The 21,887-nt window shown below is 39.7% G+C and carries 22 protein-coding genes and 3 pseudogenes; 6 read left to right on the top strand and 19 right to left on the bottom strand.

Going from position 1 to position 21,887, the window contains the following annotated elements:
* Position 1: 1 nt before the first annotated feature.
* The 8 genes and pseudogenes from H8S17_RS13060 to H8S17_RS17140 form a co-directional block, all read right to left on the bottom strand.
* On the bottom strand, positions 2–709 hold the full coding sequence (locus tag H8S17_RS13060; RefSeq protein WP_005602856.1) for a LytR/AlgR family response regulator transcription factor: 708 nt from the start codon (positions 707–709) through the stop codon (positions 2–4).
* A 44-nt stretch (positions 710–753) separates the two neighbouring features.
* Positions 754–1,089 carry a helix-turn-helix domain-containing protein gene (locus H8S17_RS13055; protein WP_242655659.1) on the bottom strand — a complete coding sequence of 112 codons (336 nt, stop codon included), beginning with the start codon at positions 1,087–1,089 and terminating at the stop codon, positions 754–756.
* A 218-nt stretch (positions 1,090–1,307) separates the two neighbouring features.
* Positions 1,308–1,778: a methylglyoxal synthase gene (locus tag H8S17_RS13050; RefSeq protein WP_005602859.1), complete on the bottom strand. Its 471-nt coding sequence runs from the start codon at positions 1,776–1,778 to the stop codon at positions 1,308–1,310.
* Complete coding sequence (locus tag H8S17_RS13045; RefSeq protein WP_006859543.1) at positions 1,775–2,596, bottom strand: AraC family transcriptional regulator; 822 nt, start codon at positions 2,594–2,596, stop codon at positions 1,775–1,777. The genes H8S17_RS13050 and H8S17_RS13045 overlap by 4 nt, the downstream gene beginning before the upstream one ends.
* Positions 2,597–2,620: 24 nt before the next feature.
* Positions 2,621–3,574 (bottom strand): beta-galactosidase small subunit, encoded by a 954-nt coding sequence (locus H8S17_RS13040; RefSeq protein ID WP_005602861.1) that lies wholly within the window; start codon positions 3,572–3,574, stop codon positions 2,621–2,623.
* Positions 3,558–5,459 carry a glycoside hydrolase family 2 TIM barrel-domain containing protein gene (locus tag H8S17_RS13035; RefSeq protein ID WP_006859544.1) on the bottom strand — a complete coding sequence of 634 codons (1,902 nt, stop codon included), beginning with the start codon at positions 5,457–5,459 and terminating at the stop codon, positions 3,558–3,560. Before H8S17_RS13035 ends, H8S17_RS13040 begins: the two co-directional genes overlap by 17 nt.
* A gap of 66 nt (positions 5,460–5,525) precedes the next feature.
* Positions 5,526–6,413, bottom strand: a pseudogene (locus tag H8S17_RS13030) (MFS transporter); the annotation flags it as partial.
* Positions 6,414–6,432: 19 nt separating this feature from the next.
* Positions 6,433–6,507: pseudogene (locus H8S17_RS17140) on the bottom strand (MmcQ/YjbR family DNA-binding protein); the annotation flags it as partial.
* A gap of 363 nt (positions 6,508–6,870) precedes the next feature.
* Between H8S17_RS17140 and H8S17_RS13025 the strand changes: the two are divergent.
* Positions 6,871–7,119: a transposon-transfer assisting family protein gene (locus H8S17_RS13025; RefSeq protein ID WP_005602875.1), complete on the top strand. Its 249-nt coding sequence runs from the start codon at positions 6,871–6,873 to the stop codon at positions 7,117–7,119.
* A gap of 82 nt (positions 7,120–7,201) precedes the next feature.
* Here the strand turns inward: H8S17_RS13025 and H8S17_RS13020 are convergent, their stop codons facing one another.
* Positions 7,202–7,627 carry an LptM family lipoprotein gene (locus H8S17_RS13020; RefSeq protein ID WP_005602876.1) on the bottom strand — a complete coding sequence of 142 codons (426 nt, stop codon included), beginning with the start codon at positions 7,625–7,627 and terminating at the stop codon, positions 7,202–7,204.
* 15 nt (positions 7,628–7,642) lie between these two features.
* Positions 7,643–8,752: a hypothetical protein gene (locus H8S17_RS13015; protein WP_005602877.1), complete on the bottom strand. Its 1,110-nt coding sequence runs from the start codon at positions 8,750–8,752 to the stop codon at positions 7,643–7,645.
* A gap of 441 nt (positions 8,753–9,193) precedes the next feature.
* On the opposite strand from H8S17_RS13015, the gene H8S17_RS13010 reads away from it, so the two are divergent.
* From H8S17_RS13010 to H8S17_RS12990, 5 genes are all read left to right on the top strand, one after another.
* Entirely contained in the window at positions 9,194–9,727 is a 534-nt protein-coding gene (locus tag H8S17_RS13010) for an RNA polymerase sigma factor (protein WP_015561002.1), read from the top strand.
* Between the two features lie 4 nt (positions 9,728–9,731).
* The gene (locus H8S17_RS13005; RefSeq protein WP_015561001.1) at positions 9,732–10,664 is read left to right on the top strand and encodes a DUF4367 domain-containing protein; all 933 of its coding nucleotides are present in this window, start codon (positions 9,732–9,734) and stop codon (positions 10,662–10,664) included.
* Positions 10,665–10,712: 48 nt separating this feature from the next.
* Positions 10,713–11,324 (top strand): GNAT family N-acetyltransferase, encoded by a 612-nt coding sequence (locus tag H8S17_RS13000; RefSeq protein ID WP_005602880.1) that lies wholly within the window; start codon positions 10,713–10,715, stop codon positions 11,322–11,324.
* A gap of 137 nt (positions 11,325–11,461) precedes the next feature.
* Positions 11,462–11,893 carry a hypothetical protein gene (locus H8S17_RS12995; RefSeq protein ID WP_005602881.1) on the top strand — a complete coding sequence of 144 codons (432 nt, stop codon included), beginning with the start codon at positions 11,462–11,464 and terminating at the stop codon, positions 11,891–11,893.
* 283 nt (positions 11,894–12,176) lie between these two features.
* A complete protein-coding gene (locus H8S17_RS12990; protein ID WP_005602883.1) occupies positions 12,177–12,701 on the top strand; it encodes a hypothetical protein in 525 nt (174 codons plus the stop codon).
* Positions 12,702–13,138: 437 nt separating this feature from the next.
* Here H8S17_RS12990 and H8S17_RS16775 read toward each other — a convergent pair.
* The 9 genes and pseudogenes from H8S17_RS16775 to H8S17_RS17135 all read right to left on the bottom strand — a co-directional run bounded on the left by H8S17_RS16775 (position 13,139) and on the right by H8S17_RS17135 (position 21,116).
* Positions 13,139–13,515: pseudogene (locus H8S17_RS16775) on the bottom strand (DUF6483 family protein).
* A gap of 88 nt (positions 13,516–13,603) precedes the next feature.
* Positions 13,604–13,909: a hypothetical protein gene (locus H8S17_RS12975; RefSeq protein WP_015568725.1), complete on the bottom strand. Its 306-nt coding sequence runs from the start codon at positions 13,907–13,909 to the stop codon at positions 13,604–13,606.
* 37 nt (positions 13,910–13,946) lie between these two features.
* On the bottom strand, positions 13,947–15,653 hold the full coding sequence (locus H8S17_RS12970) for a methyl-accepting chemotaxis protein (RefSeq protein ID WP_242655664.1): 1,707 nt from the start codon (positions 15,651–15,653) through the stop codon (positions 13,947–13,949).
* A gap of 181 nt (positions 15,654–15,834) precedes the next feature.
* A complete protein-coding gene (locus H8S17_RS16765) occupies positions 15,835–15,960 on the bottom strand; it encodes a hypothetical protein (protein ID WP_279287814.1) in 126 nt (41 codons plus the stop codon).
* A gap of 210 nt (positions 15,961–16,170) precedes the next feature.
* A complete protein-coding gene (locus tag H8S17_RS12965) occupies positions 16,171–17,067 on the bottom strand; it encodes a DUF6674 family protein (protein WP_119224546.1) in 897 nt (298 codons plus the stop codon).
* Positions 17,068–17,118: 51 nt separating this feature from the next.
* On the bottom strand, positions 17,119–17,802 hold the full coding sequence (locus H8S17_RS12960) for a SpoVG family protein (protein ID WP_118506704.1): 684 nt from the start codon (positions 17,800–17,802) through the stop codon (positions 17,119–17,121).
* Positions 17,803–17,820: 18 nt separating this feature from the next.
* Entirely contained in the window at positions 17,821–18,210 is a 390-nt protein-coding gene (locus H8S17_RS12955; RefSeq protein ID WP_118506703.1) for a hypothetical protein, read from the bottom strand.
* Between the two features lie 11 nt (positions 18,211–18,221).
* Positions 18,222–18,563: a sortase gene (locus H8S17_RS12950; protein ID WP_118506702.1), complete on the bottom strand. Its 342-nt coding sequence runs from the start codon at positions 18,561–18,563 to the stop codon at positions 18,222–18,224.
* Between the two features lie 12 nt (positions 18,564–18,575).
* Positions 18,576–21,116 (bottom strand): helicase-related protein, encoded by a 2,541-nt coding sequence (locus H8S17_RS17135; RefSeq protein WP_279221198.1) that lies wholly within the window; start codon positions 21,114–21,116, stop codon positions 18,576–18,578.
* Positions 21,117–21,887: the final 771 nt, after the last annotated feature.

The following is a 21,887-nucleotide window of genomic DNA, read 5'->3' as shown; positions in this document are numbered from 1 at the left end:
CTTAAACCATCCTCCTTACAAACTCCATATGTTTTTCTTTTAAATTCTGCTTATGGGAGCGGGCAATCAGAAGTCTTTCTTCATTGTCCATCACTACTTCATCTCCATCAATCGCCCTGATATGCCCAAGATTGATGATATATGATACATGAATATGGGCAAAGACCTTATCATCAAGCTGTTTCCATATTTCTTCAGTTGTCATATTTGCCTTGAAATTTTCTGAAATCGTATGTATCACTGCCTGACGACCTTTCTTCTCAAAATACACAATATCATCGCAGCTAATACGAAACTGATTTTTTCGGAACTGAAAGACAAAGTCACGCTTTATCATATGAAGATACTGCATGGCTTTTAAAAGAACGGACTCCAGCTTTTCCACTGTAATCGGTTTAGAAATATAGTCAAAGGTAATAACCTCAAAAACATCCATAACATACTGAGTATATCCAGTCAGGAATACAAACAATGCTTTGGCATCTATTTTCCGGATTTCTTTTGCAAGCTGCAAACCATTCATCTCCGGCATTTCAATGTCAAATATATACAGATGATACATTTCTCCATAATCTATAACATGCTTCAGCAACTCCTTCGCTGTAAAATACACTTCATAAGAAAACTGGTACTGTGCTAACTTATCAAAAGCACTTTCCAGCATTTCTACATCTGTTCTGCTGTCATCACAGACCGCAATATTAAGCATAACACTTCCTCCTTTTCGAGCTTGGAAGCAGGAAGCACTTCAATTTATCTAATCAACTTAGATAAATACGCCAGCACACGGTCAAAAAAATCATTTCTCTGCTCTTTTGTGCTGTTCGCAACATAGTAATCCAAATTAAAATCTTTTATGTTGCTGCTCTCGCCTGTTATAAGATATGTAGGATCAATTCCATATTTATGATAGAGTGTCAATACTTTATCTACAGATATTCCAGTTACACCTGCTTCAAGTTTTCGATAATGTTCTACTGTAACACCCAATACATCCGCAATTTCTGACTTTTCAAGGTTCATATTCAGTCTTGCCTCTCTTAGTCTCTTTCCTATCTGTATATTGGCATCTTTTCTTCCTGTGTCCAAGATTTTGCACCTCTTTTCCATGTTAATCATATCAATGGGACTTTGATTCTCATAGTCCAGAAAACAACCCAATGCACATCATTTTATGCTCGTGAGTAGGTTAATTTGTGCTTTTATTAAAAAAACGAATGGCACACCTGATGCCATTCGTCTTTATCTGCTTTATATTCTGTTGTAAATTCTATTAGCGGACAGCTTTTGGCTATTTATCATATCCATCACTGCATTTCTTTTACTCTGACATCCACTGTATTTTTAAAATTTTCAATCTGATGTGAATACTGTTCATTCATAAGTGTGGAATGAATCATAAAATCCGCTGTCGCAATATTATTTGCAATCGGTATATCATACACCTGTGCAATTCTAAGAAGTGCCTTAACATCTGGATCATGTGGCTGTGCTGCCAGTGGATCGGAGAAGAAAATAACCATGTCGATATTTCCCTCTACAATTTTTGCCCCTATCTGCTGATCTCCACCTAATGGACCACTGTTATATCCTTTTATCTTTAATCCTACATGATCTGCTATCATTCTCGCAGTCGTTCCGGTTCCTGACAGATTATGTTGCTGTAAAATTTCTTTATTGTCCATACACCATTTCAACATATCCTGTTTTTTCCCATCATGAGCAATCAAAGCTATGTTTTTTTGTTTTTCAATCGTCATTGTAAGATATTTAATCATCTGCGTACCCCCAAGCTGCCGTTTCTATTATTGTGTTCCATCCTTTTTCTGTACTCTCTTGGTGTAATCTTGTATCTATCCTTAAAAACACGGTTAAAAGTTCTTTGACTTTCAAACCCACAATCAAGACATATATTTGTAATGGAATCCATTGTGTTTTCCAGTGCCGCAACTGCATAATTTAACCGGACTCCATTCACATATTTACTAAAATTACAGTGAAATGTTTTTGCAAACATTCTTGATAACACATATTTGCTTACACACAAATCGTATGCCATTTTTTCAAGACTGATTTTCTCTCTAAAATTTTTAGCTACATATTCTACCGCATTATAAATCAGGTCATCACTCCCTACTGTGCTTTTATCAACCATTGGCATTTCTGCGAAAACATGGGCAAGAATCATCTGTACATAAGCCTGTATCAGCATGGGATTCCCCTCTGTTATTCCTGCCAGATATTTTATGGCATTTACTACATCAGGATGCACTTGCTCTTTTTTTACAACCGGGTTCTTCGGGCTGTATATCTGCAACTCTTTATAATAGGAAGGAAACAGTGTCGGATCAAGATACAGGTATATTACCTTGTTTTCTTTTTTCCCAAATACTTGATAATGATGTATTACGTTTGGAAACACGATTGCAAAATCACCCTCATCCATGTGATACAATTCTTGTCCAACTCCAAGTTCAATATCCCCATCCGTTACATACACTACCTCTATTGCTTCATGTAAATGTGGTGGAAAATGCACTGTTTTCTTCCACTCTACCACTATTCCATCAGTTCTGTTCTCATATACCAATAACACTTGCAAGCAACTCCTCAAACAAACTTAGCGGATAATGAAGGAATAGTGAATGTCTTTTTCTGCACTAATCCGATAATCATCTTCCACATCACTTCCCCAGCTATCAATTCCACCGACTCCTCTTACTGCACCATAGACACAAAGGACTGTTCTTCTTGCTGGTGGCAGTTCCTCATGGTGTGTTGCGTTTTCAATCTCTGATGCTGTATAAGGCAGGCACGAAAAAGCAAATGCCTTGTCGTTTTCTTCTATTCTTAATGTCTGTGGTGAACTATCCGTTCTGCTATTATCAAGACTTGTATGTCTTGTAATCTCCAGCCACTCTGTATCCATTCTCATACCACATTCCTGTGGAACCAGATATGGTGTCAGGCTCAAATCTGATACCTCATAAATTCCTTTTTCTGCCCCTGCCTTTCTGTCCGGATAGGTTTCCCCCGATAATCCCTTGTACATATATTTATCTGCAAGTGTCGGCATAATAAACCTCATTCCGAATACCGGAAGTTCCGGCAGTCCCTTTACTCCTGTGTAATCCACATCCACCTTGATATTTCCAGTTACATCAATGGTATAAGATACAATGACTGTTGTTACTGGATTGCTGACAGTCTCATAAGTATATTTCACAATTATTTCCCCGGCAGCCACATCACCGCCATAGCTGTTATTGTCCGGAGCATACTGCTTTTGCAATTCACCATCCATAATAACTTCAGTTTTTTTACAGTCAATGAACATATCCGATGCGAGCCAGCTTCCACTTTTAATGTGAAACCTGCTGCCTCTGTCATTATCTGTTAATGCTCTCCAAAAAGTAGGCTTTGGACAACGATACAGCCATTCATAACCGTTTTTTACTATAGACTCCAAACCGCCCTGTGAATAAGAGAATATATAGTCAAACCCATCTCCATGTACACCAAGTGTATAATCTCCATATACAACTCTCAATTTATTCTTATCTGTATAAGCCATAGTAATACCTCACTTCCTGCATAGCTGGTTTTTCCTTACGGTCTGCAAATACAATTCCATTTCCTGAAAACTCATAATCAGAAGGCTTATCATCAAAGTCCCCGCCATAACGCAAAACTTCTTTTCCTGTCACTTCATCTTTCACGAGAAGTGCCTGATCAATGAAATCCCAGATAAATCCACCGTGGTACATCTCATACTTATCTATTAACTTCATATAAGTACCAAGTCCTCCCATCGAATTACCCATATCATGCATATACTCACACAAAAGATACGGTTTCTTTGGATTATTATTTAAATATTCCTCCACTTCATAAGGCTTTGCATACATCCTGCTCTCTACATCTGATATGGTTTCCTCATAATTACGGTCATAGAAAGAGCTTTCATAATGAACAAATCTGCCATCCTGCTTTTCCTTGAAGTAAGTATTCATTGCTTCTATGTCATCACCCGCATAAGATTCATTTCCTAAAGACCAGAAAAGAATTGCTGTATGGTTTTTAAAAGTTTCAAAATTACTCCTAGCCCTGTCAACAACAGCCTCCCGCCATTGCGGAATAGAACAAGGTACGCTGCACGATGGTTCAATCGCACCAAGTTTCTGGAATGTTCCATGACTTTCCATATTCGTTTCTGCCATTACATAAATACCAGCTTTATCACACAGGTAATACCACGGTATCTGATCCGGATAATGGCATGTGCGTACTGCATTGATATTATTTCTAATCATACAATCAATGTCTGCTGTCATTTCATCCATACTGATGCTTCTTCCTGTCTTTGCACTCCACTCATGACGGTTTACTCCGGTAATGACAAGACGTTTACCATTTAAATAGATTACCTTGTCAATCATTTCCAGTCTTCTGAAACCTATGTCATATGGAATTATCTCTAATATTTCTCCATCTTCGCCTCTAAGCTCTACATATGCGTGATACAGATATGGGCAGTAATTATCCCATGCCTTAACACTTCCAACCTCAGTATCTATCACTCCTACAAGACTTCCAGCTTTTTCCTCTAAGGTGATATTGTCCTCTGCCACCTGATTATTCTCTCTGTCTTTTAAAACCAAATGGGCAGATACTTTCTTTCCTTCTGGAGCAGATACTTTCATCTTTACCGATACCCTGCCGCTTATATTGTCCTTGTTTAGTGTTGGCTGAAACCATACATCTTCCAAATGCACCTCTGGCACTGCTTTTAAAGTTACATTTCTAAAAATTCCAAAAAATCGGAAAAAGTCCTGATCCTCCAAAAATGCTGCCGTACTCATTTTGTGAACCTGAACTGCCAGCACATTTCCTTTTTCTCTGATAAATGGTGTCAGATCAAATTCTGACGGTGTAAAACTATCCTCCGCATATCCTACAAACTGACCATTCAGCCACAGATACATCGCTTCTTCCACACCTTCAAAACAGATACGGATTTTCTTTTCACGCATTTGCTCACTCAAATCAAATCGTTTGATATAAGATCCGACAGGATTATACTCTGCCTCGGAAAACATTCCTGCCTCGTCCCCGGTACTCTCCATACTATACGCACCCCTGTGATATTCTTTTCCCTCCCACGGATACATCGTATTGATATAGCGTATTTTGTCATAGCCTGCCAGTTCGATATGCCCCGGAACCATAATCTTATCAAATGAAGATGCATCAAAATTTTCCTCATAGAAATTTTCCGGTCTGTCCATTACATTTTTGCTAAAAGCAAACTCCCATTGTCCATTTAATGACTGCATCAAAGGATTTTCTGATTTTTCCATATCTGCATAATCCATATAGTAACAATGGTCGCTGTGTGCGTCCAACTGGTTTACACGGAACACTTCCGGATTGTCTAACCATTTCATATCAGCGTTCATAATAATTCTCCTTTTTTTCTTATTTTCTATATAGCCCCTAAAGTCAAACTCCAGGGGCTATTTTCATTACTGATTCTGCATATTTTCTTTTAATTTCATATTTGCACTCTCTACATTAAGGAATGAAAGAATGACTGTAATAATAATGTCAAATATAAACGGAAGCCACAGATACATAAAATACATCATATTGATACAGCTATCCGGCTGAACCGCATTATCAAGGTTAATATATCCACTTATGTCAAGCAGCCAGCCTGAAAGTGCAACACCAATACCTCCACCGAGCTTTACACCTAATGAAGTACAGGAGAACATGGAACCGTCAATCCGCTTTCCACTCTTTAAATAAGTATGTTCTGAACACTGTGCAATTACTGCACTCATGTCTCCCTGCCACGGTCCTTCTCCGAGGGATGTAAGAACTGTAAATAACAGCATCAGCGGAACACTTCCCAGATAACCTGCCACTGCAACCATCAAACGGCATACTGTAGCAAGCATATAACTATACTTGTTTAACTTATACATTCCTTTCATTTTTGAAACCAGTGCAGGTGTAACGGCAAGTGCAATGATCAAAGGAATATTATTCGCCCATGAAAATACACCGAACAAATTCTTATTCAGCAATACATATGTCATAAAAAAGATTCCTACATTCACCATAGAAGCACGAAGCTGCTGAAGAATATAGATCACACAAATCATTGAAAAATATTTATTACTAAAGAGAAGTTTTATTGTCTGCTTAAAAGAAAGTTTGTCATCTTCCTCTCCTGCCACACTGTCATCTTTTAATTCTTCATCTGACAGCTCTTTTACCGAAAATACAGCAAGTGTATTGGTAATAATACCTATAATACAGTAAATAAATGCGATAGTTCTCCATGCGGCTGCACCGCCACCAAACATTTCTACTGCACCAACAGTAACAGACTGGATGACCAGATTCAATACTTTCCTCGATTCGCCCATCCGTCAAATCATAACTCATATCAAGAAAATCTAATATCTTTGCCTCTTGGACTGTCCCATCCAGAAGAATTATTTTTACTTTTCTGCTTATGTGCAAAATACTACATACAAAATCCAAATAATCTTTAGGAGTTATTCCTGTTTTTATAAATTCTTTGTGAACCGATTCTCTCCATTCGCTCGCTCCTTCACCTGAAAACGTGCTCCATACGCTTCGAACGACTGTAAGCACCTTAACTGCCCAATCAACATACTCTTTCCTATTCACATAATATATATGGGCATCATCAATCCCATCCTAGTTAGTAATTAGAATAGTATATACATTAGCGTCTTTTTCTGTTCACGTTTTTGGGGTATTACCAAATGGAAATAATTTAGTCAAAAAGATTGTGGTTAGATATTTGGTATCAAAAAACGTGATACAAAACAGGTGTTTAAAGCGATTGCACATCAACAAGGTGTTTCCGCATCAGAAGTAAAAGAACGTATTCAATCAACCATCTGCATTTACCACAAGCACGACTGCCGCAGAACGATTGCGGCGATTTCCGACGCACTGCCGGATATGGACGCAGCTATGCGTCCGCTGGCAGAGCAGACGATCCATAAACTGCAAAACATAACCGACGCAGCATTTGAGGAAGCGCAGTTCACCATGACGCTTTCAGACGCAGAGTAAAAGATGACGCGGGCGCGGCAGCCGATGATGACTGCTGCGCCCCGCGTTTTTTGTGCTAAGCTGTTTCCAATCGTAGGGATTGTTAAAAGTCAAGCCGCATCTTAGATAAGTTTGCCCAAACACCAATGATGTCAGAAGATGTAAAATAATAAAAATCAGAAGTTTCAGATTGTAGGTATCCCTTTTTTGTTGCAATACCAATGTAAACAAGTTCGTAATTCGTCCCATCTGAAAGATCAAACACGAATTTTATTGTACTACCGTCGTTAGTAGAATCTGAATTTGCATCTTTCACAGGCAGCTCAGAAAAAAACGTATATAGGTAGTCAATATCCGCTTCTTCTGTTAGCGTTTTTTCCTTGGTGTCTGCCTCTGAGTTAGAATAGTACGTTTCAATTTTCACAACATCTGATGCAGAAAAAGGAAAAACAATATATTCTTTCTTTCCACAACCAGAAATTCCAAATATAATTGCCATTGCGAGAAAAAATGTAAAGACTTTCTTCATACTTAACTTCCTTTTTTAATTTAATACAAACTGTGTACTTGAACCGACTAAACCACCGTCTAATGTGACGTGACTGTAACCAGACCATCCGTAATGGACAATTAGTTTAGTAACAAGCCCGCTTGTTGATGTTCCATAAGCGGTAACTGCATGAAATACTTTTCCACGACTTTGAACTTGCCCAGGAGAATCAGGAAAATATCCGAATACAATTACTGGACGGTTTCGACCAACTTCTGCAAAAATATCGAAATTTGTTACATAGTATGTTGAAGTTGCCGCAACTCCATACTCATTGCAATAGTCGATTAAGACATCTCGAATAGTTAATCCCCAAGAGGAATTCGATTTTCCATAAGAGAGTAACTTGTCTTGCAAAGTGTTTCCAGTAGTTTTTAAATTACCATTAGAATCAAGGAATGAACTGTCAATGACATTTCCCTTAACTTTATGCCAGTAATTCAAAATCAAACACGCTGCTGTATATCCACAGGTGTTATTCTCGTTTGCAGGATAAATTGCATTTTTGATATATTTGTAGTTTGGAATATACTTATTTGTTGCACGTGCTGAAAAATGAGATTGCAGTCTATTAACACTTGCCCTCGAATTTAGATTCGTTTGCATAAGGGCTAATACTTCTGTATCTTTCTGTGTACGAGAGTTTTGTAATGCCGTATCAAATGCAGATTGTAAAGAACGGCATTCAGCAAAAGACATATCGTATTCGTTATGAATTACTGTGTGAACAAATTTATCACCCGACAGTTGATAATAGTTAAGGGGTCCAAAGTAGTATAAGTTTTCTGAAAGTCCCAAATATGGAGAAGGCGAATCTAATGCTTCTTCCAAATACTTGCCTGATTGTGGGTCGAAAATCATATATCCTGTATCACCCACTTCGACAAGTTCAAAATGATTATCACTTAGATCCGACAGAATCTTTGTTGTCAGAGTAACATTTTGACCTGTTTCTGCAGCAATCTTAGCGTTATGAATGATTTGATGCTGATTCGCACTGACCAACCAATTATCTGCATTAGTCTCAGTTTCCATAGCAAAAGCGGTGGCACTTGTCGAAAGCAATAATAAAGAAGCAAGCAAAACACTTAATATCTTTTTCATTATAAGTCTCCTTTCACTTAATTATCTGAAAACATCCTGCTTTGTCTTTCCTAAATATGCGCATAGCAATATTTCATGTATAAACTATGCGCCTATCCTGCTGATTTTAAGTCGCAGCCTCCATAGTGGGCAGGAGAAATAAGCAGCCCCGCGCATAATCCTATGCAGAGTAGTAACCTGTGTCATCGCTTATTTCACCTCCTGTCGTGTCCTTTTACTCATATAACGGTCAAGATCAAAAAAAGGGACAAACTTTTTTGAAATTATTTTTGATTATTTTTGATTCATACCTTGTTAATGGGTTGCCACTTTCCTGCGCAACATTCTTGTGGTATAATTTGAAACAAGCAGACGCTGTAACGAATACCCATAATGTGCAAGAATAAATTTACTTGCTCACTTAGAATGGATGGCTGCAGGGCTATCCATGAGGAAACTTATATGATGATACTCCTATTTAGTGTTTTGAATGATGAACAACGTGCGCTGGTAGAGCGGATATTCCATGAGCATCATATCCACTTCCAGCGCATTTCGTTTAATATTGTGAAGTCAGAGGAAGCCGCAGAGGATGTCGTGTCCACTGCATTTATAAAAATCATGGACAACATCGAAAAAATTTCTGATTTACCCTGTCCCCAAATGACCGCTTTCTGCGTTACCATAGTGAAAAATGCTTCTATTGACGTACTACGTCAATTACAACAGAGTGTTCACATTGATTACTGGGACAATATTTCGGACGAGGACACGGACGATATTGAAGATGAATGTATTCACAATGCAGATGTACATAGGCTGACTGAGGTAATAGATCAGCTTAATCCCGATGATCGGCATTTTATCTATCTTCGCTATACGCTGGAAATGGGATATAGAGAGATTGGTGAATTGCTGAACATTTCGGAGGATGCCGCAAAAAAACGTGGGCAGCGGCTCGTCAAGAAGCTCCAAAAACTGTATGAGGAAAGGTGACGATATGGATATGAATTGGCAAACCATGCTGCATGAAGCAGCAAATGCCAGCTTTGAAAAGGATATAGAAGTTCGCTCTGCCGCCGATAATGACGCCTACTCCTGTGTAGATTTACCGAAAGCAAAGATCCGAGAATTAAGCGAAAAGATTCTGCACTTGCCGCATCAGGGAATTGTTCTATTATTTAGTAGATACTGCTTCCGGCTATCTCCCCAAGAAACTGAAAAGTTTTTCCAAATGAAAAATGCAAAGGGTCGCTTCCGCTTTTACCGTGAACTACTTTCTACAAGCATGGGGCTTAGCTCGGAGCAAGTGATTTCGGATGCTTCTCTCAATCGCGCCTGTAAAATTGCTATGAAAGACTATTTACGCACGGAGCTAAAAGAGGATGCTGCTGTAAGTAGTACCGGAAAGAGCCGAACGCATATTGTGTTCAGACGGTTCGGCAAAGCTGTTGCAGTCGCAGCAATTACCATAACCCTGTTGTTCTCAACGGCTATGGTAACTAATGCAAAGATCAGGGAAAAAGTGATTGCGTGGATAGTCGAGACATTTGAAAAATACAGTATCTTTGAACTGCAAAGCGACGGGGAAAACACAAAGCCCGATTTGCAGAGCTATAAGCCTACCTATCTTCCCGACGGGGCGGAATTGAAGAATACGGTTGAACAGCCGGAAATGCTTGCCTATGAATATGCCATCAACGAATCGAGTTATTTTAATATTCTTCTTAGTAAATCAGATACAAGGATTTACGCCGACGCAGAAAATACAGAAATTGAATCGTTTGACAAGGATGGTGTGATTGGCTACTACTTCAAGAAAGATGATTTGAATTATATTTGCTATGAGCGGGATGGCGATTTCTTTTCTATATATGGCTCTATTGATATGGACGAACTGATAAAAATTGCCGCTGGTATAACAACAGAATGATATACTCATCTTAGCTGAACAAATCAAAATTTCAGGAGGTATAATAAAATGTCAGACGTATATGAAAACTGTCCAGCTTTTGAAAATGATAAATTTCTACTGAGGTTTTCGCAACTTGATGATGCCGAGGATCTTGTAAGCGTGTATAGTGATAAAAATGCACTACCGTTTTTCAACAGCGATAATTGTCATGGAGATAATTTCTATTATCCAAATGAAGATCGAATGAGACAAGCTATTAAGTTTTGGCTTAGTTCCTATTCATCCAAATGGTTTGTCAGGTGGACAATTATTGACAAAGAAAAGCATGAAGCTATCGGCACGATTGAAGTGTTTCATCGTAGTGCAAACGACAACTTTAATCATGTGGGTGTTCTTAGACTTGATTTGAAAAGTGAATATGAAACTTCAGAAGAAATTTTTACAATTATGAATCTTATTGTACCACCTACATTTGATTTGTTTGAGTGCGAGGAAATAATTACAAAAGTTCCTGTTTATGCAGTTGAAAGAATTGAAGCAATGAAAAGAGTAGGATTTAAGAAGTCAACGAAGCTGTTGGTTGGGACAATGGACGGTTACGCTTATAAGGATTATTGGACAATTAACAGAGGAGTATATATCCCTCTGGATGATTTGGAAGCAAAAGAAAAGGCGTGACCGAAGTCGCGCCCAATCTTCCCCATTGCGGGAGCATTTGCAAATACTGTTTTATGGGAACACGAAAGCATTGTCCCTTTTTTCCTCCTTGTGCGTTATATGGGTGATACCAATAATGCACAAGGAGGATTTTATTTATGAAGAAAAAAGAAATTGTCACATTGGCACTAACTACCGCTCTACTGATGACCGCTCATGCCGTACCCGCATCGGCGGCATCAAATGCGCCTGAGAGTATGTCGCAAACAGGTTCGATACAAACCATTACTCCCCGATGGGAAAGCACCAATGTTGTTGTCCCGTCTATCTCAATCTCTGGCAAGCAGATTTCTGTGTCGGTATACATTTCACCAAAAAAATCGACGACATCATCCGTAGGTACCCTCTATCTGGAAAAGAAAGTTGGGAATGGTTGGACACCCGTCACCTCATGGTCGATTGATGGAACTGGATCGGTTAGCATTACCAAAACTTACACCGGCACAATGGGTATTACATACCGCACCAGAGTAGTTGTCACAACTGGGGTAGACAAGATTGATGCAACTTCTACCGAACGCACCGTCTAAAAAATTTAGAAAAAGATTGTCCCTTTTTCTGTGTCTGTCCGTTATACAAGTAAATCCACAAAACAGGAGGTGAAATAAGCGATGGCAACGGTAAATACTTTATGGGAGCATTTGTGTGGGTCTGCTTATTTCTCTTGCCCACTATGGAGGCTGCGACTTAAAATCAGCAGGACAAGCGCATAGCTTATATAGTCGATGTTTAGGTTATGCGCTGCCGATGGTTTTATCTACTAATTTTCCATGCTCTCAATGGGCATTGATACCAAACGAAAGGAGTTAATCTATGAAAAAAGCATTATGTGTCCTGTTATCCGTTGTTATGCTACTCTCCATGAGTGTTACCGCCTTTGCCGCAGATACAAAAGGAGCACCGTCGCAAACATTACCATCTTGGCTGCCTGATGATGCACCTGCGCCTGATCCAAACTCCGAGATTTCTATTGTTCACTTTTACATCAATGAGGATGGCGAAACTATTGTTTATGATCCAGAAACGGAAGTCATTCCTTATTCAACAGCATACGGTGATGCAGGAACAGCAGCCATTTATTGGGTTAACCGTTCACAAATTTATTGGGGCATTACTTCTTATACCAAAGGACTTATGACTTTTGCAGGAGATGTTACCACGAATCGTGGAGGATTTTACTTGCTTGGAGATATTGAGTTTGACGGAAGTGCTTCTGGCAACATCATGGGAGTAACAACAAAGCGTGGAACCAATACGGCAACACTCAGCGGTTTTATGATTGATGCTAAAGGAGTTTCTTTTACCGCACCTGATGTATCATCTTCTCTGACTTATTGATTATGTCTGTACTTATTATCGAGGAAAAGCCACCTCATTTTACAGATGTGGAGTTTGAATACAAAGGAATTGAATTTAAAGCACAAATCTGTCTGTTAGACACCGGAAAAGTGATGATTTCTTTTCGTGTACCCAAAAATGAATTAGAGCAAAACCTGTGTAAAGGTTTGCTTAATTCTCGTGGTACAAAATTGGATATAAAAATAAATCATTTACCAATGTGTGCAAACGTAGATACTTGCTCCTTTGCAATTCTCAAAGGCTCATCATTATTCTCCGATTTCAGCATTACTGTCGAGAACAATCTGATTCTCAGAGAGGATAGTATCTGACCTCAAATTTGTAATCTTCCCTCTGGCAGAAAAAGGCTACGCCCGTATCAGCAGTAATGCCGATACGGGCGTTTTTAAAAAGGTGAATTTTTATAATATTACTCATCATTTGAGCAAATAAAGCAAATCGCTATATCCCGACTTCATAAGTAATTGTTTGAAACCAGAAAGCACTTCTTCTTTTGTATAATTGTTGTTTTCCAAAAACTTATTATCTTTTTCACTAAGGTACTGATAAAAAAGAGCCACCTCTATTACCTCGTTATTGTTTGTATAGTCAATGCTATCTAAAAGTATGTTCTCTGCTTCGTTAATTTTTCCTAAATCAATCATATCAAGAAATTTTTTCCCGATACTTCATACTTGTTTTCTTTTTCAAGTTCAACAGAAACATACTCTTTCCCAAAGGCTAATGAAAATAATACTCTAACCATTTCTTTTATCATTCGCATGATGTAATCTTTCTCATCGGTAAAATTCATTTTTCCATCTCCTTAAATGCCATTCTAATTGTTTGGGACATATAAACTAACTGTATTGTAAATATAAGTCGACTTATAAAACTGAAATTTACGAAAATCTCTTTTGAATCTTATACAACCATATCCCAGCGACAACAGCTATAAATAATATAAACACAACCGCAATAGAAATGGCATAATCTTTCGGTAATACAACTGCAATTACTCCAGATAACAAAACACAAATTCCTATCAACAAAACAGGCTTTCCTAATGCTTTCGCATATCCATTTTTGTCATTTGTGGTTTCAAATACTTTACCATGAACAGAAGAGTAATTTCCTTTTAACAGAGAAATACTAAAAAATATGAGAAGAGCAGAACTAAACCACATCATTATACTAAAACCTATCATAATATATTCCTCCATCAATTATTTGTTTCGGGAATTCTTATTGTCTTAATTTAAATACCGAAACCATACCGCTAAGTGTTGTAGCCTGAGCTGTAAGTTCTTCACTCGTCGCTGATGTTTCCTGTGCCGCAGCCGAATTATTCTGAACAACTTCAGCAATTCTTTCTGCGGTTGCCTCTACCTGTTCCATACTGTCTGCCTGTTCAATGGAAATTTCTTTTATCTTTTTCGCACTGTCTGCAATCGCCTGTATGCCATCCACAACTTCTCTCAATGAAGTTGAGGCTTTCTCTGCATACATATTTCCATCTCCAACCTCATGAATAGCCGCTTCAATAAGTGCTTTTGAATCCACCGCTGATTTTGCACTCTGTTCTGCAAGGTTTCTGATCTGATCCGCAACAACAGCAAAACCTTTTCCGGCTTCTCCAGCTCTTGCTGCCTCAATCGAAGCATTTAATGAAAGAAGATTTGTCTGGCTTGCAATATCTTCAATCTGTGTGATAATTGCTCCTATCTTCTCAGAGGTTTCATTTATGCGTGACATAGCCTGCACTAATACTTCCATATCTCCACGACTGCCTTCTGCAATCTCCGCATACTTATAGGCTTCATCGTAAGCTGTTCCTAATTCTTCTGCTGTTGTTTTTATTCCGCTTGTAAGTTCATTGATAGTTGCCTGCATTTCCTCAACCGATGCCGCCTGATCCGTTGCGCCTTCTGCTAAAGACTGTGCCGCTTCTGCAAGGTTTGTGGAACCTGTAAGAACCTGCCCCGATGCATCATCTACCCCTCTTACAGTTGTATCAATCTCCTCATTCATTTTTCTTATGCCTGTCAGCAAATCGGTAAATGCTCCTGTATATACTTCCTCACACTCTGTATCAATCGCAAAATTACCTTCTGACATTTCATTTAACATTCTGCCAGAATCTTTAATTATAACTCTAATTCTGTCTGACATTGCAGATACACCAGATACAAGTTCCTTAATTTCATCCTCAGACTCAACCGTTGGAAGTGGAGAATCTATGTCACCCTCTGCAAATGTAATAAATCTGTCCTTTAATTCATTTAATGGTTTTTCAATGCTCTTTGATATTGCAACGGAAAGACTGTTTGAATAAATCGTTGATACTGCAATTACAATTATTATAATTGTCAATGCAGCTATCATAACCGTTCTCAACTGTGCACGTTTAGCGTTTCCAAGTGAAATATTCAAAGCCATAAGTTTCTGTAAAGCATCATCCAACGCCTGATACTTTGGTGCTGCTTCATCGGTCATCATCCGCTGAGCCTGTAATGATTTCGCAGTATCAGTCGTTGCACCGACCTCAATTACTTTTGCATCCACTTCCTTATACTCTGCCCATGCTTTATCAATAGCGTCCATGCAGGCAGTTCCCTCTTTTGTTATCATTGTTGGGCGTATTTTTTCCAAATATTCCTCAAACGATTTAACAGCCTGTTCATGCTGTTCTTTCATACTTTCAATGAGACTATCTGAATCATAACCTACAATACCTCTTGAGGCAGCCCTTACTTCCGCTGATTCATTCATTGCCATAGCAATGTCTCCCTGTGGATACGCATAATTATCCAGTATCGTTCCATAGTTGTTTATCGTATAAAGCATAATCACTACAACCAGTGCTGATAATATTCCAAAAATGAGAATAATCTGTCTGAAAGATTTTTTCAGTCGTGCACCAATCTTCATTTTGTTAAGTTTCTTAAACATTTGTCTTGTCTCCTTCCTAATGGATAAAATGGTTCTTTGTTGTCCCATCAATATGTATATACAAGTCAATATATGACCGTACATCAAGGTGGTTTCAATATAAAAGGCACATTTCAATTATGCACTAACGCATAACCAAAATGTGCCATATACAATCAGATCATGCCAAAAGAAAACAGACTTATCCTGTCTGTCTGTCTGTCTGTCTGTCTGTCTGTCTGTCTGTCTGTCTGTCTGTCTGTCTGTCTGTCTGTCTGTCTGTCTGTCTGTCTGTCTGTCTGTCGAGATTATATGTATCAGCCTGCATATATGCAACCCCTTTCTGTGTTTTTTCATATAAAATTTGTTACTTGCAAAATTTTATACATAACCACAGTCCATCTATCTTACTCAAAGGATAACTTATTCCTCGATAAATTACTCGCCATTTCTTGCATTTTTTTATATTTTCGCCATTTTTTGCCTGCTATTAAAACAAATAAAAAGGACGCAGGATTTTACTCCCACGCCCCTAAACTTATCTGGCTTTATCTTCTCTGACTTTTGGCAGCTCCTTCCCTGCCGTTTCCTGCTTTGCCTCCGATGTTTTTCTTGCCGCAAAAGCATCTGCATTATACTTGTACTCCTGTGGTTCAGCTACCATCGGTGAGTAGATGATCTCTCTTTCTGTATCCGGTGCTTTCTGTTCCTTATCCTTTGTCTGCTCCATACGCTTTTCCTTATCAAACTGCACATTCATAGCCAGATTATCCAGCTTATCAATCGAGGCATCCAGATGCAGCTCCATTGATACAAGCAGTTTTTTCACTGCTTTCATAGGGGCAAGTACAGCCTTTGTGAGATGGTGTTTCTGTTCTTTCTGTGAATAATCCACCTCCGGCTTATCTGCAAAGGTACGGAACGCATTGTTTACGGTCTGCCCGGCTTTTCGGAGTCCCTTTGCAAGAAGTGCTGTCCTTGCAATATCCCTGTCTGTAGATACAATCGTATCTTTTACCACTGTTCTGACATTGAGAAGTCTTTTCTTAATTCCTACAAATTCTGTCACCCTGTAAAGTGCCGCCCTGCCCTTTGCCTTTGTTTCATCAACAATATTCTTGGCAGTAGATTTTACCTGTACCTTTATCTCAGATACCTGTGACTTTATCTGCTCACATCTGGCATTGAGTCGCTCCTGTGCTTCTGTTAATGCTTTTTTTGCATTATTGATAAGGGTATCTTCCTGCATTTTCTTGATCTGGTCCTGCATACTGGTAAGTTCTTCTGTCATAGACACAATCTTTTTTTCCAGACCATCCACATAGGTGCATATCTCAAATACATCATTTGCCTGTTCTTTCATAGTATTCTTTTTTAATAAATCGAGAAGTTCTCTTATGATCTCCTCATTAGTAAGTGTCTTTTCTGCTTCCATCTGCTTTTCCTCCTTATAAACGGGGCAGCATATGCCGCCCCTTAGCCTTAATTATCGAAAAGGTGTATCCTTTTTATCCCTGTCGGGATTTCCGTGGTTCTGTCCGGCATTCTCCCTTGCTTTTTCGTTGCTCTTATCCTTTGCTTTCTCATATTCTGCAATAATCTCATTATAGAGCTTCTCCCTGAAATCCTTTGTGACCGGATAGCAGACATCCTGATAAATCGGTTTGCCGTGCTCGTCCACCTGCTTTGTTTTATAAGAAGGCATTGATACAAAGATTTTCTCTTTGCCCTGAAGGATGTTTACATTATTTACAATGAAGCTGTTTTCAAAGTAAATACGGGCAAGTCCCTTGATATTACTGCCTTCCCTTTCATAAGGTGTTACCGTCACAGAAAACTCCGGCATTTCCTGAGTTTTTCCCTGTGTCTGTGTTTCTGCTTTCTCCGGCTCCCTGATTTTTACATAAGCCTCAAGGATATTAGTATAGAGTTCCTCACGAAACTCTGCCGTGATAGGATTGCATACATCCTTATAAATCACGCTGTTTTTCTCATCACGCTCATTGGAACGGTATCTTGGCATTGATACAAAAAGCTCTCCCTTTTCCTTATTTTCAAGGATTGCGATATTGGTAATCTTGAATGAATCACCAAATACCACGGTCGCAAAACCCTTGATATTGCTGCCATCTTTTGCTCTTACCTCGTTTACCTTAATTGAATACTTCATACGCTGTTCCTCTCTTTCTTATACTTCTGAATTATCATTGTTTTCTGGTATGATAAGCTCACACCAAAGCTGTTCTATCTGTTCACAAGACAATCTGCCATTTAACCAGTTGCCAAGTGTAACAACCATTCCGTCCTGCTCATAGTAGAGCCATTCCTGTGTTTCGATGTTTCCCTCATACACGATAGTCACATCAAAATCAGGCATAAATAATCCTGCCTCCGTATCCCAGATACAGGCAACTCCCTGTCTGAGTGTCAGATTCAGGCTTTCGACATACACAGACCAGCCGCTTACGACAATCTGAAAGTCATCATCAATCTCTGCAATATCGTCCTGAGTGTCGATCAGCTCCTCCATTTCCGATACTGCTTCTTCTATCTCCCCCAGTCGGTATCTCTTATTCATCTGCCGCCTCCTTATATCTGCACCTGACAACAAAACGCATTGTTCCCTGTCCCGGCATTCAGCATTTCACTTCCGGTTTCTTCCATTACCGGGTATCTGATATCTATGCCCGGTATCTCAATAATGCCGATGACACTGCCTTCTTTAAGAATGGCTTCCTCCTCTTTACTAACGGTGGTTTGCTCTTTCTCAACCTCTGACCTTTCATCTTGCTTCTCCTCCAATGTCTGCTCAAATTCATTTATGAGCTGGTTCGTGTTTCTCTCTCCGGTTGTACCCCAGAAAAAAGGGACTGCCATAATGGCAATCCCTGCTGTAATCAGTAGTCCTGTGACCACTTTCCTTATGCTCATAGAGTTTCACTCCTATCTTTTCCTGTTTCTGTCTGGCATATAGATTCCCTTATCCTCTGCAACAATGCCCGCATTTTCTATTCTGTCCTCAGACTTTTCTTCGTCCGGTCCCCCAAGATCTGCGTCCATAGCTTTTGCATTCTCAAGGTCAAGCTGGGCATTTAATTCATACTGCCTTGCAAGTTTTTCTTCCAGTTCTGCACTATATGCAAACGGCTTGTCATACTCCGCCTTTGAAGCCTCAAGATCATTCTGGTACTGTTCAACCTTCTTTTCCAGAAAATCAACATTTTCGTGAAGTCCGTTGAACAGGTTCTCCAGCTTTACCATACTTCCCACCGGACTTGTGGAAAGTTCTGCCTTGTATTCCGTCTTTCCACGAAGCACCATATAGTTGATACTGAGGAAATTCTTTTCCACCAGAAGCTCAAAGCCGTGGAACTTACCGACTGGAGTGGTTTCGCCTGTCTTACATTTGCTGATTGCTTCAAGCATTACGGTTCCACCATCCACTCGCTCTGTATAAGTTGCATTGCCTATGGTAATGGCAAAATCCGGGTTATCAATCAATTCCTTATCCCTTGCCTTTATATCCTCCCTGACATTGGCAAGTTTCTCTGTCGCAGTTTTGATGAGTTTTGGATACTTGATCATAAAATTATCCTGCAATCCGTATCTCTGATTATCATAAGACGCCTTTAAGAGCTTTAATCTCTGGACATCATTGTCAACCTCCATCTTTTCCCTGATTAAAGGGTTGCCTGTAGCAACCGCCTTAATCTCCGCATAAGAAAGTGTTGCCTCATCAATGTCCTCACAGCTTCGGCTCACTGCCTTGCTTGTCATAACCTGACTGATGAAACGCTGCTTGTTTTCCACAAGTGACCAGTTGTATGCATCAAAGGTTTGTTTTGTAACATATCGGTAGATTGCCACCTCATCGTTTTTATTTCCCTGTCGGATACCTCTGCCTTCCCTCTGTTCAATGGAAGAAGGCTTCCACGGGCAATCGACATGGTGCATTGCAACAAGGTGTGTCTGTACATTAACTCCGGTTCCGCACTTATCTGTCGAACCGATAAGGACTTTTTTCTTACCTGTCCTCATTTCCTTAAAGAGTGCATCCCTCTGTGCGTCTGTTTTTGCATCGTGAATAAATGCTATCTCCTCCGCAGGGATACCATACTTGATAAGTGACTCCTTCAGATAATCATAAATCGTAAAGTCCTTGTCCGGTCCCGGTGTTCCAATATCCGAAAAAATAAGCTGACAGCCTATATGACCATCAGCATTTCCTTTTACATATTCTTTCCAGACATTTTCCGCTACCTTATTGAGCTTTCCGTCCGGGTTGTTCGGTGCGTCCTTATCAATCAGTCTTGCGTCTGTTCCAAGAAGTCTTGCTTCGTGCGTAATCTTTAAGAAGTTGTCAACACTTGGATCAACACCCCCGCCCCTTATCCTTTCTGCCCTTACAACAAATTCTTCCATTACCTGCTTCACATACCAGTCCGGCTCCGACTCCACGATAATAGGCTTGCCGCCACGGAGTGCAGGCACATCAAGGTCAAGCATATCCGCTGTCTGCACATCGGCAACCTCACGGAAGATGTTCATAAGCTCCGGCAGATTGGTAAACTTATTGAACCTGCTCTTGAAACGGAAACCACTGCCCTCAACCGTAAGCTCCAATGCCGTTGTTACTTCTCCGAAGTTAGCCGCCCACGAGTCGAAATGATGAATTCCCATCTCCTCAAGTGCCGATTTCTGCAAATAAAGCTGCATAACATACATCTCACACATCGTATTGCTTATCGGTGTTCCGGTAGCAAATACAATGCCCCTGCCATCATTTATCTCTGATAAATACTGGCATTTAAGCTGCATATCCGTTGACTTTTTAGCCCCACTACTGCTGATTCCCGCCACATTATTCATCTTTGAAAATGTGGCGAGGTTCTTAAAATTGTGTGCTTCGTCTACCATAATAGAGTCAACACCCAGCTCCTCAAAGGTAATGAGGTCATCTTTCCTGCTCTCATCGGTCAGGGATTTAAGCTGTTCCTCAAGCTTTTTCTTCTGGCTTTCCATCTGCTTTACGGTCCAGCGTTCCCCATTCCGCTCCTTCATATCATCAATCGCATAGGTGATCTCATTTATCTGTTCATTAAGCATTCGCTCCTTTCTCTCTGCCGAAATTGGAATTTTCTCAAATTGCGAGTGCGACATAATGATGCAGTCATAATCGCCTGTCGCAATCCTTGATACAAACTGCTTTCTTCGGCTCTTTTCAAAATCACGCTCCGTTGCAACCAAGATGTTTGCTGACGGGTAAAGCCTTAAAAATTCACTTGCTGTCTGCCCGATAAGCGGCTTTGGCACTACCATAATTGTCTTATTGGCAAGTCCGAGCCTTTTCTGTTCCATACACGCAGCCATCATCTCAAACGACTTTCCGGCACCGACACAGTGGGCAAGCAGGGTATTTCCTCCCATAAGGATTCGTGCCACCGCATTTTTCTGGTGCGGTTTTAATTCAATTTCAGGGTTCATTCCCGGAAACTGCAAGTGGCTTCCGTCATACTCACGCAGGCGGATATTATTGAAGGTTTCATTATAATACTCCACATACTTCTGTCTGCGTTCCGGTTCTGCAAACAGCCATTCCTTGAACTTCTCCTTGATCATATTCTGCTTTTCCCTTGCAAGCATTGTCTCATTCTTATTGACTTCATAATGGTACTTGCCATCACCGTCATCAATCCTGTCCCTGACAGTGACCGTTTTTAAATTCAATGTTTCCTCAAAAATAGAATAAGCGTCCATTCTGCTTGTACCGTAGGTTTTCGTTGCTGCTACGGAATGTTTATCCATACTTTTATTTTCAATGAACCATTCCATACTCATTTTATTCAAGTGTACCTGAATACCGGAATTATAATACTCTGTTCTGATTGCCCTTGCTCTCTTTGGTGTATTAAGCAGCTCATAGATAAACTGCTCATAATCAAGCGGTTCAATCCAAGTTGTACCAATCTTTACATCTATATCCGAGGCTTCAATCCATTCCGGCTGAACTTTCTCTAATGCTGCGGCATTGGCGGCAAATCTTTCTGCCTGTGGATTGTCGGTATCAGCCGCCATTGCCTTTGCAACACGCAGCTTATCCCTGACATTGCCTGACAGATATTCGTCTGCTGTCTCCCAGCCTGCGTCCGGGTTATTTTCATTGTAACGGTCAGGATTAAGAAAAATAATTCCATCGAGTTCCTTTATGAGAGTATCCCTGTCTGTTTCATAAATGGAAAGCATATAAGGAATATT

This window comes from Roseburia zhanii (assembly GCF_014287635.1).
In the GTDB taxonomy this organism is placed as follows: Bacteria; Bacillota; Clostridia; order Lachnospirales; family Lachnospiraceae; genus Roseburia_B; species Roseburia_B zhanii.
The sequence above is the reverse complement of the archived record's forward strand: the minus strand, read 5'-3'. Positions and strand labels throughout refer to the sequence as shown.

Coding starts and splice junctions, on each gene's coding strand:
- H8S17_RS13060 (WP_005602856.1), bottom strand. CDS start 709: ATGCTTAATATTGCGGTCTGTGATGACAGCAGAACAGATGTAGAAATG.
- H8S17_RS13050 (WP_005602859.1), bottom strand. CDS start 1,778: ATGATTAAATATCTTACAATGACGATTGAAAAACAAAAAAACATAGCT.
- H8S17_RS13040 (WP_005602861.1), bottom strand. CDS start 3,574: ATGGCTTATACAGATAAGAATAAATTGAGAGTTGTATATGGAGATTAT.
- H8S17_RS13035 (WP_006859544.1), bottom strand. CDS start 5,459: ATGAACGCTGATATGAAATGGTTAGACAATCCGGAAGTGTTCCGTGTA.
- H8S17_RS13020 (WP_005602876.1), bottom strand. CDS start 7,627: ATGAAGAAAGTCTTTACATTTTTTCTCGCAATGGCAATTATATTTGGA.
- H8S17_RS13015 (WP_005602877.1), bottom strand. CDS start 8,752: ATGAAAAAGATATTAAGTGTTTTGCTTGCTTCTTTATTATTGCTTTCG.
- H8S17_RS13010 (WP_015561002.1), top strand. CDS start 9,194: ATGATGATACTCCTATTTAGTGTTTTGAATGATGAACAACGTGCGCTG.
- H8S17_RS13005 (WP_015561001.1), top strand. CDS start 9,732: ATGGATATGAATTGGCAAACCATGCTGCATGAAGCAGCAAATGCCAGC.
- H8S17_RS13000 (WP_005602880.1), top strand. CDS start 10,713: ATGTCAGACGTATATGAAAACTGTCCAGCTTTTGAAAATGATAAATTT.
- H8S17_RS12995 (WP_005602881.1), top strand. CDS start 11,462: ATGAAGAAAAAAGAAATTGTCACATTGGCACTAACTACCGCTCTACTG.
- H8S17_RS12990 (WP_005602883.1), top strand. CDS start 12,177: ATGAAAAAAGCATTATGTGTCCTGTTATCCGTTGTTATGCTACTCTCC.
- H8S17_RS12975 (WP_015568725.1), bottom strand. CDS start 13,909: ATGATAGGTTTTAGTATAATGATGTGGTTTAGTTCTGCTCTTCTCATA.
- H8S17_RS12970 (WP_242655664.1), bottom strand. CDS start 15,653: ATGTTTAAGAAACTTAACAAAATGAAGATTGGTGCACGACTGAAAAAA.
- H8S17_RS16765 (WP_279287814.1), bottom strand. CDS start 15,960: ATGCAGGCTGATACATATAATCTCGACAGACAGACAGACAGACAGACA.
- H8S17_RS12965 (WP_119224546.1), bottom strand. CDS start 17,067: ATGGAAGCAGAAAAGACACTTACTAATGAGGAGATCATAAGAGAACTT.
- H8S17_RS12960 (WP_118506704.1), bottom strand. CDS start 17,802: ATGAAGTATTCAATTAAGGTAAACGAGGTAAGAGCAAAAGATGGCAGC.
- H8S17_RS12955 (WP_118506703.1), bottom strand. CDS start 18,210: ATGAATAAGAGATACCGACTGGGGGAGATAGAAGAAGCAGTATCGGAA.
- H8S17_RS12950 (WP_118506702.1), bottom strand. CDS start 18,563: ATGAGCATAAGGAAAGTGGTCACAGGACTACTGATTACAGCAGGGATT.
- H8S17_RS17135 (WP_279221198.1), bottom strand. CDS start 21,116: ATGAACCCTGAAATTGAATTAAAACCGCACCAGAAAAATGCGGTGGCA.